15 protein-coding genes are annotated in these 18030 nt (G+C 64.6%); 6 read left to right on the top strand and 9 right to left on the bottom strand.

Going from position 1 to position 18030, the window contains the following annotated elements; all coding sequences use genetic code 11:
- Positions 1-7: 7 nt before the first annotated feature.
- Entirely contained in the window at positions 8-832 is an 825-nt protein-coding gene (locus NFH97_RS11955) for a helix-turn-helix transcriptional regulator (RefSeq protein ID WP_349624860.1), read from the bottom strand.
- A 164-nt stretch (positions 833-996) separates the two neighbouring features.
- On the opposite strand from NFH97_RS11955, the gene NFH97_RS11960 reads away from it, so the two are divergent.
- Positions 997-2346 carry an MFS transporter gene (locus NFH97_RS11960; protein WP_231498595.1) on the top strand — a complete coding sequence of 450 codons (1350 nt, stop codon included), beginning with the start codon at positions 997-999 and terminating at the stop codon, positions 2344-2346.
- Between the two features lie 65 nt (positions 2347-2411).
- Positions 2412-3170 (top strand): sulfite exporter TauE/SafE family protein, encoded by a 759-nt coding sequence (locus NFH97_RS11965; RefSeq protein ID WP_045991241.1) that lies wholly within the window; start codon positions 2412-2414, stop codon positions 3168-3170.
- 89 nt (positions 3171-3259) lie between these two features.
- Here NFH97_RS11965 and NFH97_RS11970 read toward each other — a convergent pair whose 3' ends face one another.
- A complete protein-coding gene (locus NFH97_RS11970; protein ID WP_231498596.1) occupies positions 3260-3877 on the bottom strand; it encodes a flavin reductase family protein in 618 nt (205 codons plus the stop codon).
- A 208-nt stretch (positions 3878-4085) separates the two neighbouring features.
- The gene (locus tag NFH97_RS11975) at positions 4086-5351 is read right to left on the bottom strand and encodes an E22 family MetX-like putative esterase (protein WP_349586821.1); all 1266 of its coding nucleotides are present in this window, start codon (positions 5349-5351) and stop codon (positions 4086-4088) included.
- Between the two features lie 134 nt (positions 5352-5485).
- Between NFH97_RS11975 and NFH97_RS11980 the strand changes: the two genes are divergently transcribed.
- Both NFH97_RS11980 and NFH97_RS11985 read left to right on the top strand, forming a co-directional pair.
- Entirely contained in the window at positions 5486-6046 is a 561-nt protein-coding gene (locus tag NFH97_RS11980) for a retropepsin-like aspartic protease family protein (protein WP_108132253.1), read from the top strand.
- Positions 6043-7080 carry an NAD(P)H-dependent flavin oxidoreductase gene (locus tag NFH97_RS11985; protein ID WP_306169246.1) on the top strand — a complete coding sequence of 346 codons (1038 nt, stop codon included), beginning with the start codon at positions 6043-6045 and terminating at the stop codon, positions 7078-7080. The genes NFH97_RS11980 and NFH97_RS11985 overlap by 4 nt, the downstream gene beginning before the upstream one ends.
- Positions 7081-7449: 369 nt before the next feature.
- On the opposite strand, the gene NFH97_RS11990 is transcribed toward NFH97_RS11985, so the two are convergent.
- From NFH97_RS11990 to NFH97_RS12005, 4 genes are all read right to left on the bottom strand, one after another.
- Complete coding sequence (locus NFH97_RS11990; RefSeq protein WP_052704216.1) at positions 7450-7839, bottom strand: cupin domain-containing protein; 390 nt, start codon at positions 7837-7839, stop codon at positions 7450-7452.
- Between the two features lie 60 nt (positions 7840-7899).
- Positions 7900-8280, bottom strand: coding sequence for a carboxymuconolactone decarboxylase family protein (locus NFH97_RS11995; RefSeq protein WP_052704215.1), 381 nt, complete (start codon positions 8278-8280; stop codon positions 7900-7902).
- A 258-nt stretch (positions 8281-8538) separates the two neighbouring features.
- On the bottom strand, positions 8539-9567 hold the full coding sequence (locus NFH97_RS12000) for a patatin-like phospholipase family protein (protein ID WP_045991237.1): 1029 nt from the start codon (positions 9565-9567) through the stop codon (positions 8539-8541).
- A gap of 121 nt (positions 9568-9688) precedes the next feature.
- Positions 9689-10468, bottom strand: a complete 780-nt coding sequence (locus NFH97_RS12005) for a 3-hydroxybutyrate dehydrogenase (RefSeq protein ID WP_045991236.1) — start codon at positions 10466-10468, stop codon at positions 9689-9691.
- 428 nt (positions 10469-10896) lie between these two features.
- On the opposite strand from NFH97_RS12005, the gene NFH97_RS12010 reads away from it, so the two are divergent.
- Together NFH97_RS12010 and NFH97_RS12015 are read left to right on the top strand one after the other, a co-directional pair.
- Positions 10897-12591 (top strand): VRR-NUC domain-containing protein, encoded by a 1695-nt coding sequence (locus NFH97_RS12010; protein WP_349624861.1) that lies wholly within the window; start codon positions 10897-10899, stop codon positions 12589-12591.
- The gene (locus NFH97_RS12015; protein WP_349624862.1) at positions 12584-14920 is read left to right on the top strand and encodes an ATP-dependent DNA helicase; all 2337 of its coding nucleotides are present in this window, start codon (positions 12584-12586) and stop codon (positions 14918-14920) included. The genes NFH97_RS12010 and NFH97_RS12015 overlap by 8 nt, the downstream gene beginning before the upstream one ends.
- A gap of 134 nt (positions 14921-15054) precedes the next feature.
- On the opposite strand, the gene NFH97_RS12020 is transcribed toward NFH97_RS12015, so the two are convergent.
- Both NFH97_RS12020 and NFH97_RS12025 read right to left on the bottom strand, forming a co-directional pair.
- Complete coding sequence (locus NFH97_RS12020; RefSeq protein WP_349624864.1) at positions 15055-16911, bottom strand: monovalent cation:proton antiporter-2 (CPA2) family protein; 1857 nt, start codon at positions 16909-16911, stop codon at positions 15055-15057.
- Positions 16912-17124: 213 nt separating this feature from the next.
- A complete protein-coding gene (locus tag NFH97_RS12025) occupies positions 17125-17742 on the bottom strand; it encodes a glutathione S-transferase family protein (protein WP_108132258.1) in 618 nt (205 codons plus the stop codon).
- Positions 17743-18030: the final 288 nt, after the last annotated feature.

Below are 18030 nucleotides of genomic sequence, written 5' to 3' on the forward strand. Positions count from 1 at the left end.
GGGTGCGTCAGTCACGCTGCTGGCGGGAGATCAGCGCTACGTGATCGAGAAAGGCGCGAAACAGCTCGGCCTGACTCGAGACCTGCAGGCGCTGGTAGACGTGCTTGCGATGGACCTTGACGGTGCCGTCGCTGATGCCGAGCTCTCGCGCCGCCGACTTGGCCGAGTGGCCCGCCAGCAGCAGGCGCACGATATCCTGCTCGCGGCGGGTGAGCACCCCCTGGCCAAAGCTCGAGAAGGCGGCGTCGACGGGCTCGACCTCCTGGTGTTGCGGTTCGAAGGCACTGCGTTGCCAGCTCCAGAACCGCTGAAGCAGGGCTTCGACGATGGGCGTCAGGTGGCGTAGCGCCTGTACGGTGCGCCGAGTCAGCGGTGGTGACTGGGTACGGAAGCCGAGGGACAGCACCATCACGGTGTCGTCGCTGACCCGTGCGAAGAGTCCGATCTCATCCTTGAGTCCCAGGCCGCGATAGTAGTAGTGGTAGTACTCGCTGCTCTCGAAACGGTCCGGCGCCAGATCGCGAAGTCGATGGGTACCGTTATCCTGACCAGACTCGATGGCCTGGAACATCGGGTCGAGCAGGTAGACGCGACTCAGATAAGGGTCGATGTCGCGCTGGCGGCGTTCGGGGGGATAGTTGTCATGGACCACTCGCGGACGGCCTCGGCCCTGGTAGGCATGCAGGATCAGGGTGTCCATGGGCACCAGCTCGGCGAGTGCCTGCTCCAGCTGTCGCGGAAGGTCGCTGCGATCGGCACCCTGAATCAGGCCAGCCAGTCGTTGGTGCCAGGCCTGGGCCGCGCTGGATGCCAGGTAGTCGATGGGAGTCATGGGATTCGCTGGGTCGAAAGTCTGAAGCCCACACTGTATCACTTCGTTATTGGTGTCAGTGGTCGTCCCGAGGGTCTGCCGGGCTCGGCGTGACGTGGCACTGGGGCGAGTCGGGCTGCTATCTTGGACTCCTTTGCCAACGGGACGGCAGCATGAGCGTGAGCATGACGACTCCAAGGGGCGGCGACAGGGCGAGCCGGCGCGAGATCTTCGGCTGGGCGATGTTCGACTTCGCCAATCAGGCCTACACCCTGCTGATCATCACCGTGGTGTTCGGTGAACTCTTCACCACGGTGATCGTCGGCGACCGAGGCGACGACTTTCGCCTGGCCAACCTGCTGTGGAGCCTGGCGCTGGCGCTGAGCTTTCTGCTGGTGGTGGTGACCGGCCCGCTGTGTGGTGCGGTGATGGACTACCGCGCCGAAAAGAAGCGCTTCCTGTTTGCCAGCTATCTGGCCACCATCGCCACCACCGCCATGCTCTACTTTGTCGAGCCGGGCTACGTGGCGCTGGGCTTTGTGTTGATCATCCTGTCCAACTACGCCTACTCCATGGGCGAGTCCTTTATCGCGGCCTTTCTTCCGGGGCTTGGGCCGCCAGAGAAGCTCGGCGCCATCTCCGGTTTCGGCTGGGCGCTGGGCTACGTCGGCGGACTGGTGGCAGCTGGCTTCACCCTGGCCATACTGGGCGAGGCCACCGCGGATAACTTCGAGCGGATCCGTTGGGTCGGGCCCTTCGCCGCGGGATTCTTCCTGTTGGCGGCGATACCAACCTTCGTCTGGCTCAAGGAGCGCGCCGAACCACAGCCCCATCGCCAGCCCTTCGCCCGCATCGCCTGGCAGCGGGTATCGACCACCTTGCACGAGCTGCGTCGGTTCCGTGACCTGGGTCTGTTTCTGACCTCGGTGCTGTTCTCCATGGCTGGCGTCTACATCATCATCGCCTTCGCCTTCATCTATGGCGCCCAGGTCATCGGCTGGCAGGAAAGCACCCGCAACCTGATGTTCATCATCGTCCAGATCACCGCCGCGGCAGGGGCACTCGGATTTGGCTTTATCCAGGACCGCATCGGTACCCTGGTGACCTATCTGATGACTCTGGTGCTGTGGGTGCTGGCGATCCTGGCCATCTGGGCCACCCCCGAGGTCACCGCCTGGCTAAACGCTACCTGGGGACTCGACTGGCAGGCCGAGCAACTGTTTCTGGTGGTCGGCTGCCTGGCGGGCCTCAGCCTCGGCTCCAGCCAGTCGGCCAGCCGGGTCCTGGTAGGCCTGTTCTCGCCCCGCCAGAAGGCGGCCGAGTTCTTCGGGTTCTGGGGGTTGGCCAACAAGCTGGCGGGGGTCATCGGTATCGTCGGCCTGGGACTGCTGCAGGCGGCGGTGGGGCTCAAGGCTTCGATCCTGTTGTGCGCTGCCTTCTTCATCATCGCCATCGTGATCTGCGCTGGCGTCAATCAGCGCCGCGGCCAGCGGGTGGCAGGGGAGTGGGAAGCCAGGCTGGACGATACGCACTGAACCACCTGGGCCGAGGGAACGCTATCGAGGACCTTGGCCGAGAGACCCGCTCCGAGGACGTTTGAATGCTGCCGGACGCGCTGTTCGCACCCGATACCCTGATCCTGCTGTCGGCCATCTTCGTCCTGGCAGGACTGGTCAAGGGAGTGCTCGGCATGGGCATGCCCACGGTACTGCTGGCGCTGTTGACCGCGACCCTGGGGCTGCCTCTGGCCATGGCGCTGATGCTGGTGCCCACGGTGGTCACCAACGTCTGGCAGGCCCTGGTGGGAGGGCATCTGCTGGCGCTATGCCGTCGGCTCTGGTTGTTTCTGTTGGCGGCGGTGCTGGCGGTCTGGCCGGGGGTATGGGTGCTGGCCAGCGTCGAGGCTCACTGGCTGTCGTTGCTGCTGGGGCTGTTGCTGATGCTCTACGCACTGATGAATCTGAGCGGGCGACGGCTGCGCTTCTCGGGAAGCCCGGTCCAGGCCGGCGCCGTCGGCGCGATGAATGGCGTCCTGACCGGGCTGACAGGCTCCAGCGTCTTCCCCGGGGTGCCCTTTCTGCAGGCCATCGGTCTGTCACGGGACGCCCTGGTTCAGGCCATGGGGCTGTTGTTCAGCCTGTCGACCCTGAGCCTGGCGCTGGCACTCGGCGAGAGGGACTTGCTCTCCACCGACCTGCTGCTGGCGTCGAGCCTGGCGCTGCTGCCGGCGAGTCTTGGCATGTGGTGGGGCGCCTGGCTCAGACGCCGGCTATCCGAGGCGCGCTTTCGCCAGGTGTTTCTGCTTGGCCTGCTGGCCATGGGCGGCTACCTGGTGACGCGTTCGCTGCTTGCGGCTTGAGCAACGACCCGGGCGACCCGAGCTTCATCGAGAGCTGCATTGGGCCGTTGCAGGCGCCGTCAGGGGTTGCCGGGGCGCCCCAGGGTTCGTTACTTCGGACGTTCCAGTGAGAACAGGTCGGTGCAGCGTGCGTAGTCGCTGCCGGCCATGCGCCCGATCGGGGCCAGGGCGTCGCAGCTGACGTGTCGACCGTTCCACACCCGGGGATCGGCGTGGATGACGGTCACCTCGGCCAGTACCAGGTTGCCTGACAGCGGACGGTCGCCGAAGTGCAGGATATCGTGAAGGCGACAGCCGAAGGCAACCGGTGCCTCCTGAATACGCGGTACCCGCAGGTCTCCCAGGCTGGCCTTGGTCAACCCGGCATGGTCGAACTCGTCTCCCTCGGGCGGCAGGCTTGCGCTGGTGGCGTTGAGCGCCTCGGCCAGCGCCTCACCACCGATATGCACGATGCACTCGCCGACCTGCTTGAGGTTGGCGATGGTGTCCTTGGTGGCGCCTTCGCCGTTGAGCAATGGAGAAAACGCCAGCACGGGGGGATCGACGCTGGCCACATTGAAAAACGAGAAGGGCGCCAGATTGGCGTGACCGCTCTCGCTCAGGGTCGACACCCAGGCGATGGGACGCGGAGCGATGGCTCCGGAGAACAGTCGATAGATCAGGCCGGCGTCCAGCTCGCTGACCTTGAGGGTGGCGTCGTCGCTCACTGTCGAACTCCTTGTGTTCATTGTCGTTGCAACAGCACCCGTTGTGCTGGTGCCAGTTGGCGTGGGGCGGTCCAGGCGCTATCCCAGCACGCCGAGCCCGACAGGTCCAGCCTTGGCGGAGCTGCGTGATCGAGGCCATCGCCTCGGTCCTGGAAAGGCGCCAGGGCCGCCAATCAGGCCCCGGTGCCTGGTCGGCGACGGCGAGCGTTCAGGGAATCGGTGCCTCGAGGAAGTCACGCAACTGTTTTTCGGCCTGCTGGATGTTCACCACACCGTCGATGTGGCCGCGGTCACCCTCCAGGGCCTCGAGGGTCACCGGAGTGCCGTCGGCCTCGATCAGTGCGGCGGTCTCGCGAACCTTCTGGGGCGAGAACACCAGGTCGTCTTCGCTGTAGAGCATCAGGGTCGGGGCCTCGATGGCGGCCAGGCCCGCCTCCAGGCTGTCGCCATGGCCAGTCATGAAGGCCTGGTTGGCCTTGACCAGATACAGCAGGTGATTGGCGTCGGCGGTGGCAGCCCGCTGTTCGGCGACGTTGTCCAGGGTCGCCTCGACCTCGTACTGGGCTTCCAGTGAGCTCATCGGTGAGGTGTTGGCGTCGGCCCAGTCGCGGTCGAAGGTGGCGTCCGCCCAACGCCAGTGGTTGGCCTGCAGGGTGATCAGCTTCAACGACTCGCGTAGACCGTCGAGCGGTGGCGTCTGTGCGTAGTAGTCACCGCCGCGCCAGTTGGGGTCCAGCGTGATGGGGGCGGCCCAGGCGTCCAGGCTGGCGATCAGCCAGGGATCGGCCACGCCCGCACCGATCACCGGAATCAGGCGTTCGACCCGCTCGGGATAGGCGCTGGCCCACTCGTAAGCCTGCAGCGCCCCCATGGAGGCACCCATCACCGCGTGCAAGCGCTGGATACCGAGATCATCCAGCAAGGCCTTCTGCACATTGACGAAGTCGCGAATGGTCACCAACGGGAAGTCGGTGCCCCAGGGCTCGCCGGTGTCGGGGTTGTGACTGGCAGGGCCGGTGGTGGTGACTCTGGGGTCGCCGGCGTTGAGGTTGACCAGGGTGTCCGACGACACGACGTAATAGCGGTCGGTGTCGAGCGGCTTGCCGGGGCCGATGATGGCATCCCAGTAGCCCGGGGTCTCTTCACCGTCATAGCGGCCGGCGGCGTGACTGGTGCCGGAGAAGAAGTGGGTGATCAGGATGGCGTTATCGCCTGCCTCGTTAAGCTCGCCATAGGCCTCCCAGCCGACTCTGACCGGGGCGATGGTGTCACCGCCGACGGTGGTGTAGCTTGGCATCTCGAAGACCTGTTTGGTGACATTGTCCAGGCCGGTGGAGGCCGCCTCGTCATGGTTGTCGGCGCTGGCCAGTGCCGGCGAGGCGATAAGCCAGATCGAGGCGACGAGGAGGCCAAGGGCGACGGCGGCGCCAGGCTGGCGCCGGTCATGGAGAGCGGACGCATAAACTGTCATCATGAACCTTCCCTGGTGGTGGTTGGCGCGGACGATGCCGCGTACAGACACCAGTACAGCGTTCACCTGGCGCCTTCGCCATGCTGCCTTCGTCGTCCCGGCGCGAGGAGGACGAAACCGCCCGTGAGGAGAAACCGATGACCCAGCGACAGGGGACACGTGGCCCCGGGCTCGCCATGATGCTGTTGTTCTGGGTGCTGTTCATGGGGCTCGGTGGCTGGTGGGCGACGTCCTGGCTGGAGCAGCGCCTGAACCCCAATGCCAACCTGAATCAGGTGGCCGAGGGCGAGCCGTTGAGGCTCAAGCGCGGGCCTGGCGGACACTTCGTTGCGCCCGGCAGTATCAATGGCACGCCGGTGACCTTCCTTGTCGACACCGGCGCTACCCGTGTCGCTCTGCCGGGAGATCTGGCGGCAAGACTGTCGTTGCCGGACCTCGGCAGCGCCTGGTTTCATACCGCCAATGGTCGTGCACAAGGCACCCTGACACGCCTCGACAGCGTTACCCTGGGCGGCCTGTCGGCGACTCGGGTCGATGGCTCCATCAGCCCGGGCATGGAAGGTGAGACGGCGCTGCTGGGCATGAGCTTTCTCGGACGCTTCGACATTGCCATCCGTGGCGATATCCTGGAATTGCAGGCGCGCGGCTCCTCGTCACCGAGAGCCGACGCCGCTCCACACAAGGAGATTCAACCATGACCGCGCTCTCTCGATTGCGGCTGAAGTGGCCCATCCTCCAGGCTCCCATGGCCGGCGCCCAGGACGAGACACTGGCGCTTGCGGTCACCGCAGCCGGAGGCCTGGGAGGCCTGCCTGCCGGCATGCTGGCCCTCGAGGCGCTGGATCAGGCCCTTGCAGCGGTGGAAGGACAAGGCCCGGTCAACGTCAACTTCTTCAGCCATGTGTCGCCCGAGCCTCAACCGAGTCGACTGGAGAAGTGGCGAGCGTTGCTGGCCCCTTACCATGAAGAGTTGGGAATCGCGCCGCCACCTCCAAGTGACACGCCTACCAGACGGCCGTTCGACAGCGATGCCTGTGCCATCGTCGAGCGCCACCGTCCCGCAGTGGTGAGCTTTCATTTCGGTCTACCTGAGGCACAACTGGTCGAGCGGGTGAAGGCCTGCGGAGCGCTGGTGCTGTCTACCGCCACCACGGTGGATGAGGCCCGGTGGCTGGAAGCCCATGGCGCCGACGTGGTGATCGCCCAGGGCCTTGAAGCAGGCGGTCACCGGGGACATTTCTTGAGTAACGACCTGAGTCTTCAGTTGCCGCTGGCGTCATTGCTGCCCCGGGTGGTCGAGGCTATCTCGTTGCCGGTGGTGGCGACCGGAGGGATCGGCGACCCCCAGGGGGTCCGGCAGGCACTGGACCTGGGAGCCCAGGCGGTCCAGATCGGTACCGCACTGCTGTGCTGCCCCGAGGCCTCGGTGAGGGCCGTCCACCGAAGGGCGCTGCTGGATGATGAAGCCTCCACCGACATCACCAATGTCTTCTCCGGTCGGCCCGCCCGCGGGATCGTCAATCGTGCCATGCGCGAGCTGGGGCCGCTGTCGGATGAGGTACCCGACTTTCCGCTGGCTGCCAGCGCCTTGTGCGAGCTGCGCGCGGCCCACGAGTCCCGTTGCAGCGGTGACTTTTCTCCGCTGTGGGCGGGCCAGAATCGGCGCCACTGTCGAGAGGTACCGGTGGCCGAGCAACTCCAGTGGCTGGCAGGAGAACTCGAGGAGCAATGAGGAGCACGTCTTCCTGTGCGCTCGCAACGCCAACCTGGCGACAAGCGTAGATTGCGGTTCCTGCGGGCAGGTCAGGGTCGCGAGGCAGCGCTAACGCTTCGGAAATCACGCGGCGCTTTTGCATAACATGCGGCTTCGCTCTGGCACGCAAGGCCGCGGCGCTTTTGCATAACCTGCGGCTTTGCTCTGGCACGTAAGGCCTCGGCGCTCTGGCATAACATCCAGCTTCGCTCTGGCATAAAAAAGCCGCGGCACTCGGCGATGAGTGGCCGCGGCTTCTGCTGATATCGGTTGATTATTGCTTTACCGATGTATTACCGCCTTGTGGCGGGGCGAACGACATCGCCGAGCATGCTTTCGGTCTGTCGATCAGCACTCGCCTTCGGCGCACTTCTCGGTCTCGGCCAGGTCCGCGGCGTAGATGATGACGTCACCGTCTGTCTCATTCTTCCACCAGTGCCAGATCTCGTTGAACTCGGCGATGATCGACGGCGCCTTGTGAACGCGCGGCTGCTCATGCTTGGAGTTGTACTCGACGATCTCGCCCTGGAACACGAACAGGATAGCCGGGCGGTTTTCGTGGGAGTGGTAAGGCACGATGCCACCTGGTGCCACGTCGACGCGGCGGAAGCGCAGGTGACGTTGCTCGAGCGGTGCAGCGCCTGCCGGCAGCTTGACGTCCGCAAGGTCGATGTAGGCCAGTGTGGTATCGACCTCGTCAACGGGTTCCATCGGCGGATTTTTCTGATGTTCAAACATGGCGTAATTCCTTCTTGCGCAGCGTTGGGTTTGGTGGGGCGTGTATCACCGTGGTGATCTTCAGGTATCGGGGTAGATGTCTTTGACGGCCAGCACCGCATTGATGGTGACCGGGAAGCCGGCATAGGGCGCCAGCTGCATGAACAGTTCGACCAGCTCGTCACGGGTGAAGCCTAGTGAGCGTGCGATGCCGATATGGATGCGTAGCTGATTCTCGTGGCCTCCACAGGCCAGTGCCGAGAGCGTGGCGCTCTGGCGCAGCTTGGGGTCCAGGCCATCACGACCGTACATTTCGCCAAAGGGGAATTCGGCGACCAGGCGCATCAGGTCGGGGGCGAAGTCACCGAGCTTTTCCTCCAACGCTTGTGCGGCGGCGGGATTGTGCTTGCGGAAGAAGGCGAGTCCCTTCTCCATGTTGGGTGAAACGGCGGTGGAACTCATTTTCCAGCATCCTCATGGCGACGATAGTGGTCGGGGTAATCGCATTCCGTGTCGGCCTTTCCGTAATCGGCGGCAGCAGGAAGACAAGCCATTTTTTTGCCGCTACCAATCTCTACGTCGTTTGAAACATACGACTGTTTTATCTTGCTGAGTCATCACTTCTTGTCGGACTGATCCGTTTGCTCAGCTTGGTCGGTGCCGGGCCTGCAACCTTACCGGCACCGCTATGCCATAACGCCTATCGGGACCCGTTGCCGATCAGTGGGTGCCCTCGAACATGGCTCTCAGGTCAACGCTGTCCTGCTTGCCGATGTCGTCGTAGTGTTGCTCGATCCAGTCCTGGGCGCGTTTGCGGCCGAGATCTCGCAGATGGCACAGGAAGTCCCACTCGGCGTTGAGCTTCGATGAGGCCCCGAGGGGTTTCAGCAGGTCCTGGCTATCGATGATATGGACCAGCATGTCGCGATAGTTCTTGGGGTCGAGGTGGCCTTCGTGGATCAGTCGCTTGACGAAGGCAAGCGCCCTCAACTCCTTGAGCAGACTGGCATTGAAGGTGATCTCGTTGGTGCGATTGAGGATCTCCTGGGCGCTGGTCGGCGACCCCTCACGCTCCACCGGATTGACCTGGACGATCAGGATGTCCCGGGACTCGGTGGTGTGATAGAAGGGAAACAGCGGAGGATTGCCGGAATAGCCGCCGTCCCAGTAGGGCACGCCGTCGACTTCGACCGCTTCGAACAGGAAGGGCAGGCAGGCCGACGCCATCACCATGTCGGGGGTGAGTTCGGCGCGATCGAAGATCTTGACGCGCCCGGTCTCGGCGTTGGTCGCGGCCACGAAGACCTTCATCTGGTCGCAGCCACACACATTGTCGAAGTCGACCTGCTCGACGATGATGTCCCGCAGGGGGTTGTACTTCATGGGGTTGAACTGGCTCGGCGAGAAGAATCGCGTCATCAGGTCGAAGTAGACGTGGCCCGGCGAGTAGTCGAGGCTCCAGTTTCCGCTAAGACGATCCCAGGGGGTGCGCTGCAGAATGCTGAAGCGCGCCGACTGGGACACGGCACGCCAGAACGTTTCCAGTTTTTCGCGCCCAGCCTCTCGCCCGCCCTGGACTAGACCATCGGCCAGAACGACAGCGTTCATGGCGCCAGCGGAGGTGCCGGAAATGGCCTCGATCTCGATGCATGGGTCGTCGAGCAGGGCGTCGAGGACCCCCCAGGTAAAGGCGCCGTGAGCGCCTCCACCCTGAAGTGCCAGACTTATTTTCTTGGGTGGCTTGGCCATCAAGCTCTCCTGTCATCTTGGTGCGGTCGTCCGTGAGGCCGTCTTTCCTTGCCGGGAAAAGTGCGGCAGCAGCGGCGTCGGCGGCAGGTTCGCCGCATGCTCTACCCTGTCGAACGGTGCTTCAGTGTGCTGTCCAGCCGCCATCGACCGGCAGGGCGATTCCCGTCATGGAGGCGGCGCCGTCCGAACACAGGAACAGCGCCGTGGCCGCCAGTTGTTCGGTGGTGACAAATTGGCGGGTCGGCTGGTTGGCGAGCAAGACGTCGCGAATGACCGAGTCCTCGGAGATACCGCGTGCCTTGGCGGTGTCGGGAATCTGCTTCTCGACCAGAGGCGTCAGCACGTATCCCGGGCAGATGGCATTGACGGTGATGCCGTGTTCGGCGACTTCCAGCGCCACGGTCTTGGTCAGTCCCAGAACGCCGTGCTTTGCGGCCACATAGGCCGACTTGAAAGGCGATGCCACCAGAGCATGGGCGGACGCGATGTTGATCACTCGCCCCCAGCCACGTGCCTTCATGCCAGGCAAGGCGGCCTTGGTTAGGTGAAAAGCGGAATTCATGTTGATGGCGATGATCGCGTTCCACTTGTCCTCGGGGAACTCGTCCACCGGTGCCACGTGCTGAATACCGGCGTTGTTGACGATGATGTCCACGCTGCCGAATTCTGCCTCGGCCCGCTTGTGCATGGCGCTGATCTCGCCGGGGTCCATCATGTTGGCGTTGTCATAGACGACCTTGACGCCGTGCTTTTCGAGACTGGCGCGAGTGGCCTCCACGTCCGCGGCGGCCTCGATACCGTTGATGACCAGGTTGATGCCCGCCTTGGCGAAGCCTTCGGCGATACCGAGACCGATACCGCTGGTGGAGCCGGTGATGATGGCGGTCTTCTGCTGGGGCATGGATCACTTCCTCTAGAGACGAGATCGCCGGCGCTGGCCGGCAGGAACTTGCAGCGTGTTCATGGCTTGACCGATAGGTCGCTTCACTGGCCTCGCTTCGTCGACGAGCTTTTTCGATGGCTTCATCGTCGGGCTGTATCGACGAGCTTTGTCGATGCCGTCATCGACATCGACCAGCTCCACAGAGCTCGACGTGTTTCACCGAGTCCGATCAGGCGGCAGGCCGGCAGCAGGCTCGTTGGTCATGGCCTTGTTCGACAGTGTCACCAGCATAGACTGGCATGCAAGATTCGGCTTTTGCTGAAATGGCTTTGTCCACATAATGCTCATCAATGCTTAGCAGCAAAGCCGTTTGCCGCCTGACGAATACCCGGGCGCGCGTCGGTAACTTCCTTGGGAGCGCAGCGAACCACTGGTAAAATGCCTGCATGAATCCCAAGTCGCCCACGCTACCCGCCGACCTGCGCGACGATCCTCTCTACTATCTGCGTCACTTTCAGTTTGTGCTCGACTGGGTGATGGCACGCCACGCCGACCTGCTGGCAGAGCCAGAACAGCGCTTTATCATGGCCTTCGGCGAGCTGCCGGAGGCAGCCCAGGCGTTGCTGGTCCGCATGGTCTCGCGCAAGGGTGAGCTGTTTCGCACAAGTCGCCTGGTCTACACCGAGGTCGATGATCTCGAGCAGGCGCTGAGCCGACTGGCGGCGGCGCAGCTGGTGGAGCTTGATCCCGTGCTGAGTCTCGATGACCTGCTTGCACAGTTGCGCCTGCCCGAGGCTCGACGGGTCTTCGCCGAAACTGTGTCCGCTTGCGGTCTGCCCAGCTCGGTCTCCAAGTCACGTCTGTGCGAGGCGCTGGCCGGCCAGTTCACGCCGCGGCGCTGGAGCGCCTGGTGGCCTGAGTCCGACGAGACCCTGGTGCGGGTCTCGGTAATGTCGGTGTGTGATCGACTGCGCCTGATGTTCTTCGGCAATCTGCGCCAGAGCTGGTCCGATTTCGTGATGGCCGAGCTTGGCCATATGCGCTATGAACGGGTGAGTTTCGATCCCGCGTCGCGGGGGTTTCAGCAGCGTCAGGAGGTGGATGCCTATCTCTGCCTGCATCGGCTGCGAGAGCGATTCGACGACGGCGAAGCCGTGGCTGATATCTGGTCGGCAGTACCAAGGCTGCCCGACGACAACCCCTGGCTCGCGGCACGGCGGTCTCGCCTGCTGCTGCGTCTGGGCCAGCAGGCCCAGCGAGAGGGGCAGGTGGCGCTGGCGCTGGAGATCTTCTCCTTTGCTGGCCCGGGCGAAGCGCGGGTGCGTCGACTGCGCCTGCTGGAGCGAGAGGGAGAGCATCACCAGGCGTTGACGCTGGCGACCCAGGCGCTCGAGGCACCGCTGGACGACGCCGAGCGCCAGGCGCTTGCCCGGCTGGTGCCGCGATTGCAGCGCCGCCTGGGTCTGCCGGTGCTCAAGCCGGCAGCACAGGCGCCGCCGCAGAGCTGGAGCCTGAGCTTGCCGCCACTATCGCTGGCGGCCAGTGGCTCGGTGGAGTTGGCGCTGCGTGATCACCTGGCCCGGGATGAGGCCCCAGCCTTCTACGTCGAGAATCACCTCTTCGCCGGGCTCTTCGGGCTGCTCTGCTGGGACGTCATCTTCGCCCCCTTGCCGGGAGCCTTCTTTCATCCCTTCCATCGCGGGCCGGCGGATCTGTATCGGCCAGACTTCGTATCGCGGCGGCGTGATCGCTTCGATGCCTGCCTGGAGGCGCTGGCGAGCGGCGACTACCGCGAGCGTATCAGGGCCCGCTGGCGCGACAAGCAGGGGCTGGCCAACCCCTTCGTCTACTGGGAAGTGCTCGACGAAGCCTTGCTGGAACTGGCGCTTCACTGTATTGCGCCTGAACACCTGGCGGTGCTGTTCGAGCGCCTTCTCGAGGATCTCAAGGCCAACCGATCGGGCTGGCCAGACCTGATCCAGTTCTTTCCCGATGCTGGCAAGGGCCAGCCCCGCTATCGTCTGATCGAGGTCAAGGCGCCAGGAGACCGGCTGCAGGACAACCAGCGACGTTGGCTTGAGCACTTCCAGTGCCACGGCATTCCGGTGTCGGTGTGCCACGTGAGGTGGTCCGATGGCTGAGGGATCTTCATCGTCTGACGATGCCGAGACAGCCACCTCGGACACGGCCGAGTCGGTCTCTCTCAGCGTCGGCGTGCGGGAACTGTGCGAGTTCACCGGTAGACGCGGTGATCTGGATCACCGCTTCACCCCGGCCCCCAGCTCTCGGGAAGGGATAGAGGGCCATGCCCGCGTCGTGGCCCGACGTGGCGAAGGCTACCGCAGTGAGGTGATGGTGGTCGCCACCCTCGAGGGTCTCAAGGTCCAGGGGCGCATCGACGGTGTGGCCGAGAACGGTGGGCGACTCGAAGAGATCAAGACCCACCGGGGACGCCTGGAGCGCATGGCCGACAATCAGCGCGCGTTGCACTGGGCCCAGGTGCGGGCCTACGGCGCACTTTGGTGCCGCCAGCAGGGGCGCGAGCGGATTACCCTGGCGCTGGTCTATCTGGATCTGGTCAGCGGTCGCGAGACTTGCCTGAGCGTCGAGGCCGAGGCCGCCACGCTGTGGCAGGAGCTTGAGTCGGCCTGTCGCGCCTATCGAGCCTGGGCGCTGGCCGAAGCCTCACATCGCCGGCGGAGAGATGAAGCGCTGGACCGTCTGACGTTTCCCTACCCTGCGTTCAGGCCTGGGCAGCGCGAGATGGCCGAGACCACCTACAAGGCCGTCGCCACTGGCCGGGATCTGCTGATAGAGGCGCCGACTGGCATCGGCAAGACGCTGGGGAGCCTGTTCCCGCTGCTCAAGGCGATGCCCCGCCAGGCGCTGGACCGCACCGCCTTTCTGACCATGAAGACCACCGGCCGACAGCTGGCGCTGGCGGCACTGGCGCAGCTCGACCCTGGCCCACAGCGCAAGCTGCGCACGCTGGAGCTGATCGCTCGGGACAAGGCCTGCGAGCATCCCCAACTGGCCTGCCACGGAGATAGCTGTCCTCTGGCTGAGGGCTTCTACGACCGACTGCCCGAGGCGAGGCAGGCGGCAGTGGAGCAGGGCTGGCTAGATCGTGACGGACTCAGGCAGGTGGCGCTTGAGCATCGCGTCTGCCCCTACTACCTGGGCCAGGAGATGGCTCGCTGGTGCGATCTGGTGGTCGGCGACGTCAATCACTATTTCGACTCGAGCGCGCTGTTGCACGGCTTGGCCCAGGCGCGACAGTGGCGCCTGGGTGTGCTGGTGGACGAAGCCCACAACCTGATCGAGCGTGCCCGTGGCATGTACTCGGCGAGCCTCGACCAGCGCCGTCTTGCTCGTTTGCAAAAGGAGGCGCCGGGGGCGCTGCGCCAGCCTCTGGCCAGGGTGATCAAGCAGTGGCAGGCACTGGTGCGTCAGTACGGCGGAGAGGACCCGGGCAGTCGCGAGGCGCCACGCTGGTTTGCCCTCGACGCCTTGCCGGCGGAGTTGATCGGCTCCCTTCAGGGGCTCTGTGGTGCCATCGGCGACCACCTGGGCGAGCATCCGGAGGACACCCAGCCGGCGCTGACCGACTGCCTGTTCGAGGCGTTGGCCTTCGTTCGGCTGGCGGAGCGTTTCGGTGATCACTCGCTGTGCGAGCTCACCCGTCACGGGCGCGGGCGGGCACGACTGGCCATCGTCAACCAGGTGCCCGCCGACTTCCTGCGGCCCCGTTTCGCCGCGGCTCACGCAAGCGTGCTGTTTTCCGCGACCCTGGCGCCACCACGCTATCAGATCGACTTGCTGGGGCTTGCCGAGGACACGGTATGGTCCGAGGTCGCGTCGCCTTTTGTCGCCGAGCAGCTCGAGGTGCGGGTGTGCGCGCAGCTGTCTACCCGCTACCGCGATCGGAAGCGATCCCTGCCGGGAATACTCGACGTCATGAGCGAGCAGTACCGTCGACGTCCCGGCCACTATCTGGCGTTCTTCTCGAGCTTCGCCTACCTGGAGCAGGTGCGAGAAGCCCTGGCCGAGGCCCATCCCGACATTCCTCAGCGCGCCCAGCGACGCGCCATGAGCGAGGCGGAGCGGGAGGCCTTTCTGGAGGACTTTGTGCCAGGGGGTGAGGGAATCGCCTTCGCGGTACTCGGAGGCGCCTTCGCCGAAGGCGTCGACCTGCCGGGCGAGCGCTTGATCGGCGCCTTTGTCGCCACCCTGGGGCTACCCCCCAGCGATGCCCGCCAGGAGGCGCTGAAGACGCGCCTCGAGCAACGCTTCGGTCGCGGTGACGACTACGCCTATCGTATCCCCGGGCTGATCAAGGTGGTCCAGGCGGCCGGGCGGGTCATTCGCGGGCCCCGGGATACCGGCACCCTGGTATTGCTGGACGATCGCTTCGCCAGGCCTGAGGTGCAGGCGAGGCTGCCCCGCTGGTGGGAAACGGCCCGGAGCTGACGTCGCCCCTGTGTCTGACCTGTCGCTGCCCTTGTCCATTCCCTATCCTTGCCTGGGCAGACTGGCCGTCGACGTGGCGGGTGAATGGCAGGGCAAGTGATTTCAGGCACAGGTTCTGGCATGAGGGCCGGAGGTCAGGACTCGTTGCCCGAGCGCTTGGTGTCGTCGCCATCCGAGGCTTGGCGCCGGGGGATTTCCTCGACCCGGGTCAGGATGTCCTCGTCGGCCTCGAACAGGGTCTCGAGCTCCTTGGCCGCCTGCCGCACCGTCTGCATCTGCTTCTTCTCGTTGCCGAAGACCTCGAGCTGACGCCGCAGGGTCTCCTCGTCGTGGGGGCGGAAGGTGTCGATGGTGTGCTGGGCCTGGTCGCGGGGCACACCGAGCCCGATCAGCACCTCACGGGTCATTTCCAGGCTCGCCGGCAGCAGCTCACGAAGGATAAAGCCGACCTTGGCACGCATCAGCAACTGGGCATGGTGACGATCTCGGGCACGTGCATAGATCTTGAGGTGGGGAAAGCGCTTGCTGGCGCGATGGATGATACGCATCGAGATATCCGGATCGCCGACCGCGACCACCAGCACCTGGGCATGACGCGCGCCGGCGGCATCCAGCAGGTCCAGTCGGGTAGCGTCGCCGTAGTACACCTTGTTGCCGTAGCGACGCACGAAGTCGACGTGGTCGGCATTGATGTCGAGGACGGTGTAGGGGATCTCGAGCCCTTGAAGCGCACGCCCCATGATCTGACCGAAGCGACCGAAGCCGACCAGAATGATGCGTGGCGAATCATCGTCCATGGCATCGAAGTCGCGCTTGGGCCGAGGCTTCTTGAACAATGGCCGAACCAGTCGTTCGTGGCCCAGAAACAGGATCGGTGTGGCGGCCATGGACAGCGACACTACCAGCACCAGAACGTGCACGAGGTCCTGCGCCAGCAAGGCGGCGGAACCCGCGGCGGTCAACAGCACGAAGGCGAATTCTCCGCCCTGTGACAACAGCACGCCGAGGGTGGTGGTCTCGCGCCAGCCGCAGCGGTAGACCCGAGCGGCGATCATCAGGCTGGCGCCCTTGGCCAGCAGCAGCAGTGCGGTCAGCCCCAGCACCAGCCCAGGGGACTGTGCCAGCAGGCCGACCTTGGCGGTCATGCCCACCGCCATGAAGAATAGTCCCAGCAGCAGACCGCGAAACGGTTCGATGTCGGCCTCGATGCTGTGGCGATACTCGGAATCGGCCAGCAGGATACCGGCGATAAAGGCGCCAAGTGCCATGGACAGTCCGGCCAGCTCCATCAGCAGGGCGGCACCGATCAGTACCAGCAACGACATGCCGGCGAACACTTCGCGGCTGTCGGTGGCCGCGGCCAGGCGGAACAGCGGCGGCAGCAGCTTGCGCCCGCCAAAGATCAGACCGGTGAACGCGACGACGGCGATGGCGACTTCCTTGAGCACCGCAGTCATGCCGCCGCTGACCAGCGAGTCGGCGGCAAGGATCGGAATCACCGCCAGTACCGGAATGGCCGCCATGTCCTGGAACAGCAGCAGCGCAAAGGCATGGCGTCCGTGGCGGCTGTTGAGTTCCTGGCGCTCGCCCAGCAGGTGAAGTACCAGTGGCGTAGAGCAAAGCCCCAGACTGAAGCCCACCACCGCCGCCGCCACCGGCGGAAGGCCCAGTGCCAGGGCGGTCAGGCCCAGCACCAGGGTAGTGATGGCCACCTGCAGGCTGCCAAAGCCGAACACCGCCTTGCGCATCAGCTTGAGCCGTGCCGGTTTCAGCTCCAGGCCGATGACGAACAGCAGAAAGACGATACCGACCTGCGAAAACTGCAGTACCCCTTCCGCGTCTGGTACCAGGCCGAGGGCCGAGGGGCCGATCAGCACGCCGGCGATCAGGTAGCCGAGCACTTCCCCCAGGCCAAGGCGTTTGATGATCGGGACCACCAGCACCGCCGCAGTGAGAAAGATCAAGACGTTGAGAAGCAGCGCGGTGGCCAAGGTCGGGTCTCCAGGGCGGCTCGTGGGTGGGCCTCATAGCATACCTGATGTCACCGGCATGCATGTTATGCCGATGGCAGCGTGGGCGCTGGGGCAGGGCTCTGAGGCGGAGCTTTGCTGCGGTGTGCTGGTGCCGGGGGCTGGTTCGCGGTGCTGGACAGCCCCCGGCGTCACGCCACCTTTAGCGCCGTGGGCCGCAGCGGGGGCTTCTGCTCATTCGGACGAGAGGCTGTCCTCACCGAGGGCGACATAGCCTGGCAGTGCCTGGATACGCTGGATCCAGGCACGAATGCCGGGAAAGGCGCCGAGATCGAAGCCGCCTTCGTGGGCCACATGGGTGTAGGCGTAGAGCGAGATGTCGGCGATGGTGGGGTGCTCGCCCACCAGAAAGGGCGTAGCCTCCAGCTGACGCTCCATGACGCCGAGCGCCTTGTAGCCGCCTTGCTGCTTGGCGTCGAATTCGGCCCGCCGGTCCTCCGGCAATCCGAGGTAGAGCGAGATGAAGCGCGCCACGGCGATGTAGGGCTCATGACTGTACTGTTCGAAGTATTGCCACTGCAGCACCTTGGCATGGCGGTAACGATCCTCGGGCAGCCACTCACTGCCGCTGGCCAGGTAGTGGAGGATAGCGTTGGATTCCGCCAGAAAGCGTCCATCATCCAGCTCGAGCAGGGGGATCTTGCCGTTGGGGTTGCGGCCCAGGAAGTCTTCTTCGCGGGTGTCCCCGGCCAGGATGTCGATGCCTATCCACACCATGCGAATGTCCAGCAGCGATGCCAGCAGCTTGATCTTGTAGCAGTTTCCCGAGCGAGTATCGCCGTAGAGATTCATGGAGGTGTCCCCTGGTGCATGGATGATGAGTCTATGGTGTCACTATTGCGGGAGGCGGGAAGGGCGTCAGCGCGATTCGGCACTGAGCGACGCTGCGGGAGTCGCAGTGGCATCTGGCAGCTTCTATCCTGTTCCAGGCGGTCAGGGCCGACCCGTACCGAAGGGTAGTCTAACCCTTGTAGCATGGAGCTGCGCCCCAGTAGCAAGAGCGGCAAGAGCGGCAGGATGGGCAAGAGCGTCGAGCTGGCCTCGCAGCAACGCTGGCCCGACTCGAAGTCAAGGATGCCG

The organism is Halomonas sp. SCS19 (assembly GCF_040147015.1).
Taxonomy (GTDB): domain Bacteria; phylum Pseudomonadota; class Gammaproteobacteria; order Pseudomonadales; family Halomonadaceae; genus Halomonas; species Halomonas litopenaei.

What these genes read in the sequence shown, in the direction of transcription:
- NFH97_RS11955 (WP_349624860.1), bottom strand. Translation starts at nt 832, where the DNA reads ATGACTCCCATCGACTACCTGGCATCCAGCGCGGCCCAGGCCTGGCAC.
- NFH97_RS11960 (WP_231498595.1), top strand. Translation starts at nt 997, where the DNA reads ATGACGACTCCAAGGGGCGGCGACAGGGCGAGCCGGCGCGAGATCTTC.
- NFH97_RS11965 (WP_045991241.1), top strand. Translation starts at nt 2,412, where the DNA reads ATGCTGCCGGACGCGCTGTTCGCACCCGATACCCTGATCCTGCTGTCG.
- NFH97_RS11975 (WP_349586821.1), bottom strand. Translation starts at nt 5,351, where the DNA reads ATGATGACAGTTTATGCGTCCGCTCTCCATGACCGGCGCCAGCCTGGC.
- NFH97_RS11980 (WP_108132253.1), top strand. Translation starts at nt 5,486, where the DNA reads ATGACCCAGCGACAGGGGACACGTGGCCCCGGGCTCGCCATGATGCTG.
- NFH97_RS11985 (WP_306169246.1), top strand. Translation starts at nt 6,043, where the DNA reads ATGACCGCGCTCTCTCGATTGCGGCTGAAGTGGCCCATCCTCCAGGCT.
- NFH97_RS11990 (WP_052704216.1), bottom strand. Translation starts at nt 7,839, where the DNA reads ATGTTTGAACATCAGAAAAATCCGCCGATGGAACCCGTTGACGAGGTC.
- NFH97_RS11995 (WP_052704215.1), bottom strand. Translation starts at nt 8,280, where the DNA reads ATGAGTTCCACCGCCGTTTCACCCAACATGGAGAAGGGACTCGCCTTC.
- NFH97_RS12000 (WP_045991237.1), bottom strand. Translation starts at nt 9,567, where the DNA reads ATGGCCAAGCCACCCAAGAAAATAAGTCTGGCACTTCAGGGTGGAGGC.
- NFH97_RS12005 (WP_045991236.1), bottom strand. Translation starts at nt 10,468, where the DNA reads ATGCCCCAGCAGAAGACCGCCATCATCACCGGCTCCACCAGCGGTATC.
- NFH97_RS12010 (WP_349624861.1), top strand. Translation starts at nt 10,897, where the DNA reads ATGAATCCCAAGTCGCCCACGCTACCCGCCGACCTGCGCGACGATCCT.
- NFH97_RS12015 (WP_349624862.1), top strand. Translation starts at nt 12,584, where the DNA reads ATGGCTGAGGGATCTTCATCGTCTGACGATGCCGAGACAGCCACCTCG.
- NFH97_RS12025 (WP_108132258.1), bottom strand. Translation starts at nt 17,742, where the DNA reads ATGAATCTCTACGGCGATACTCGCTCGGGAAACTGCTACAAGATCAAG.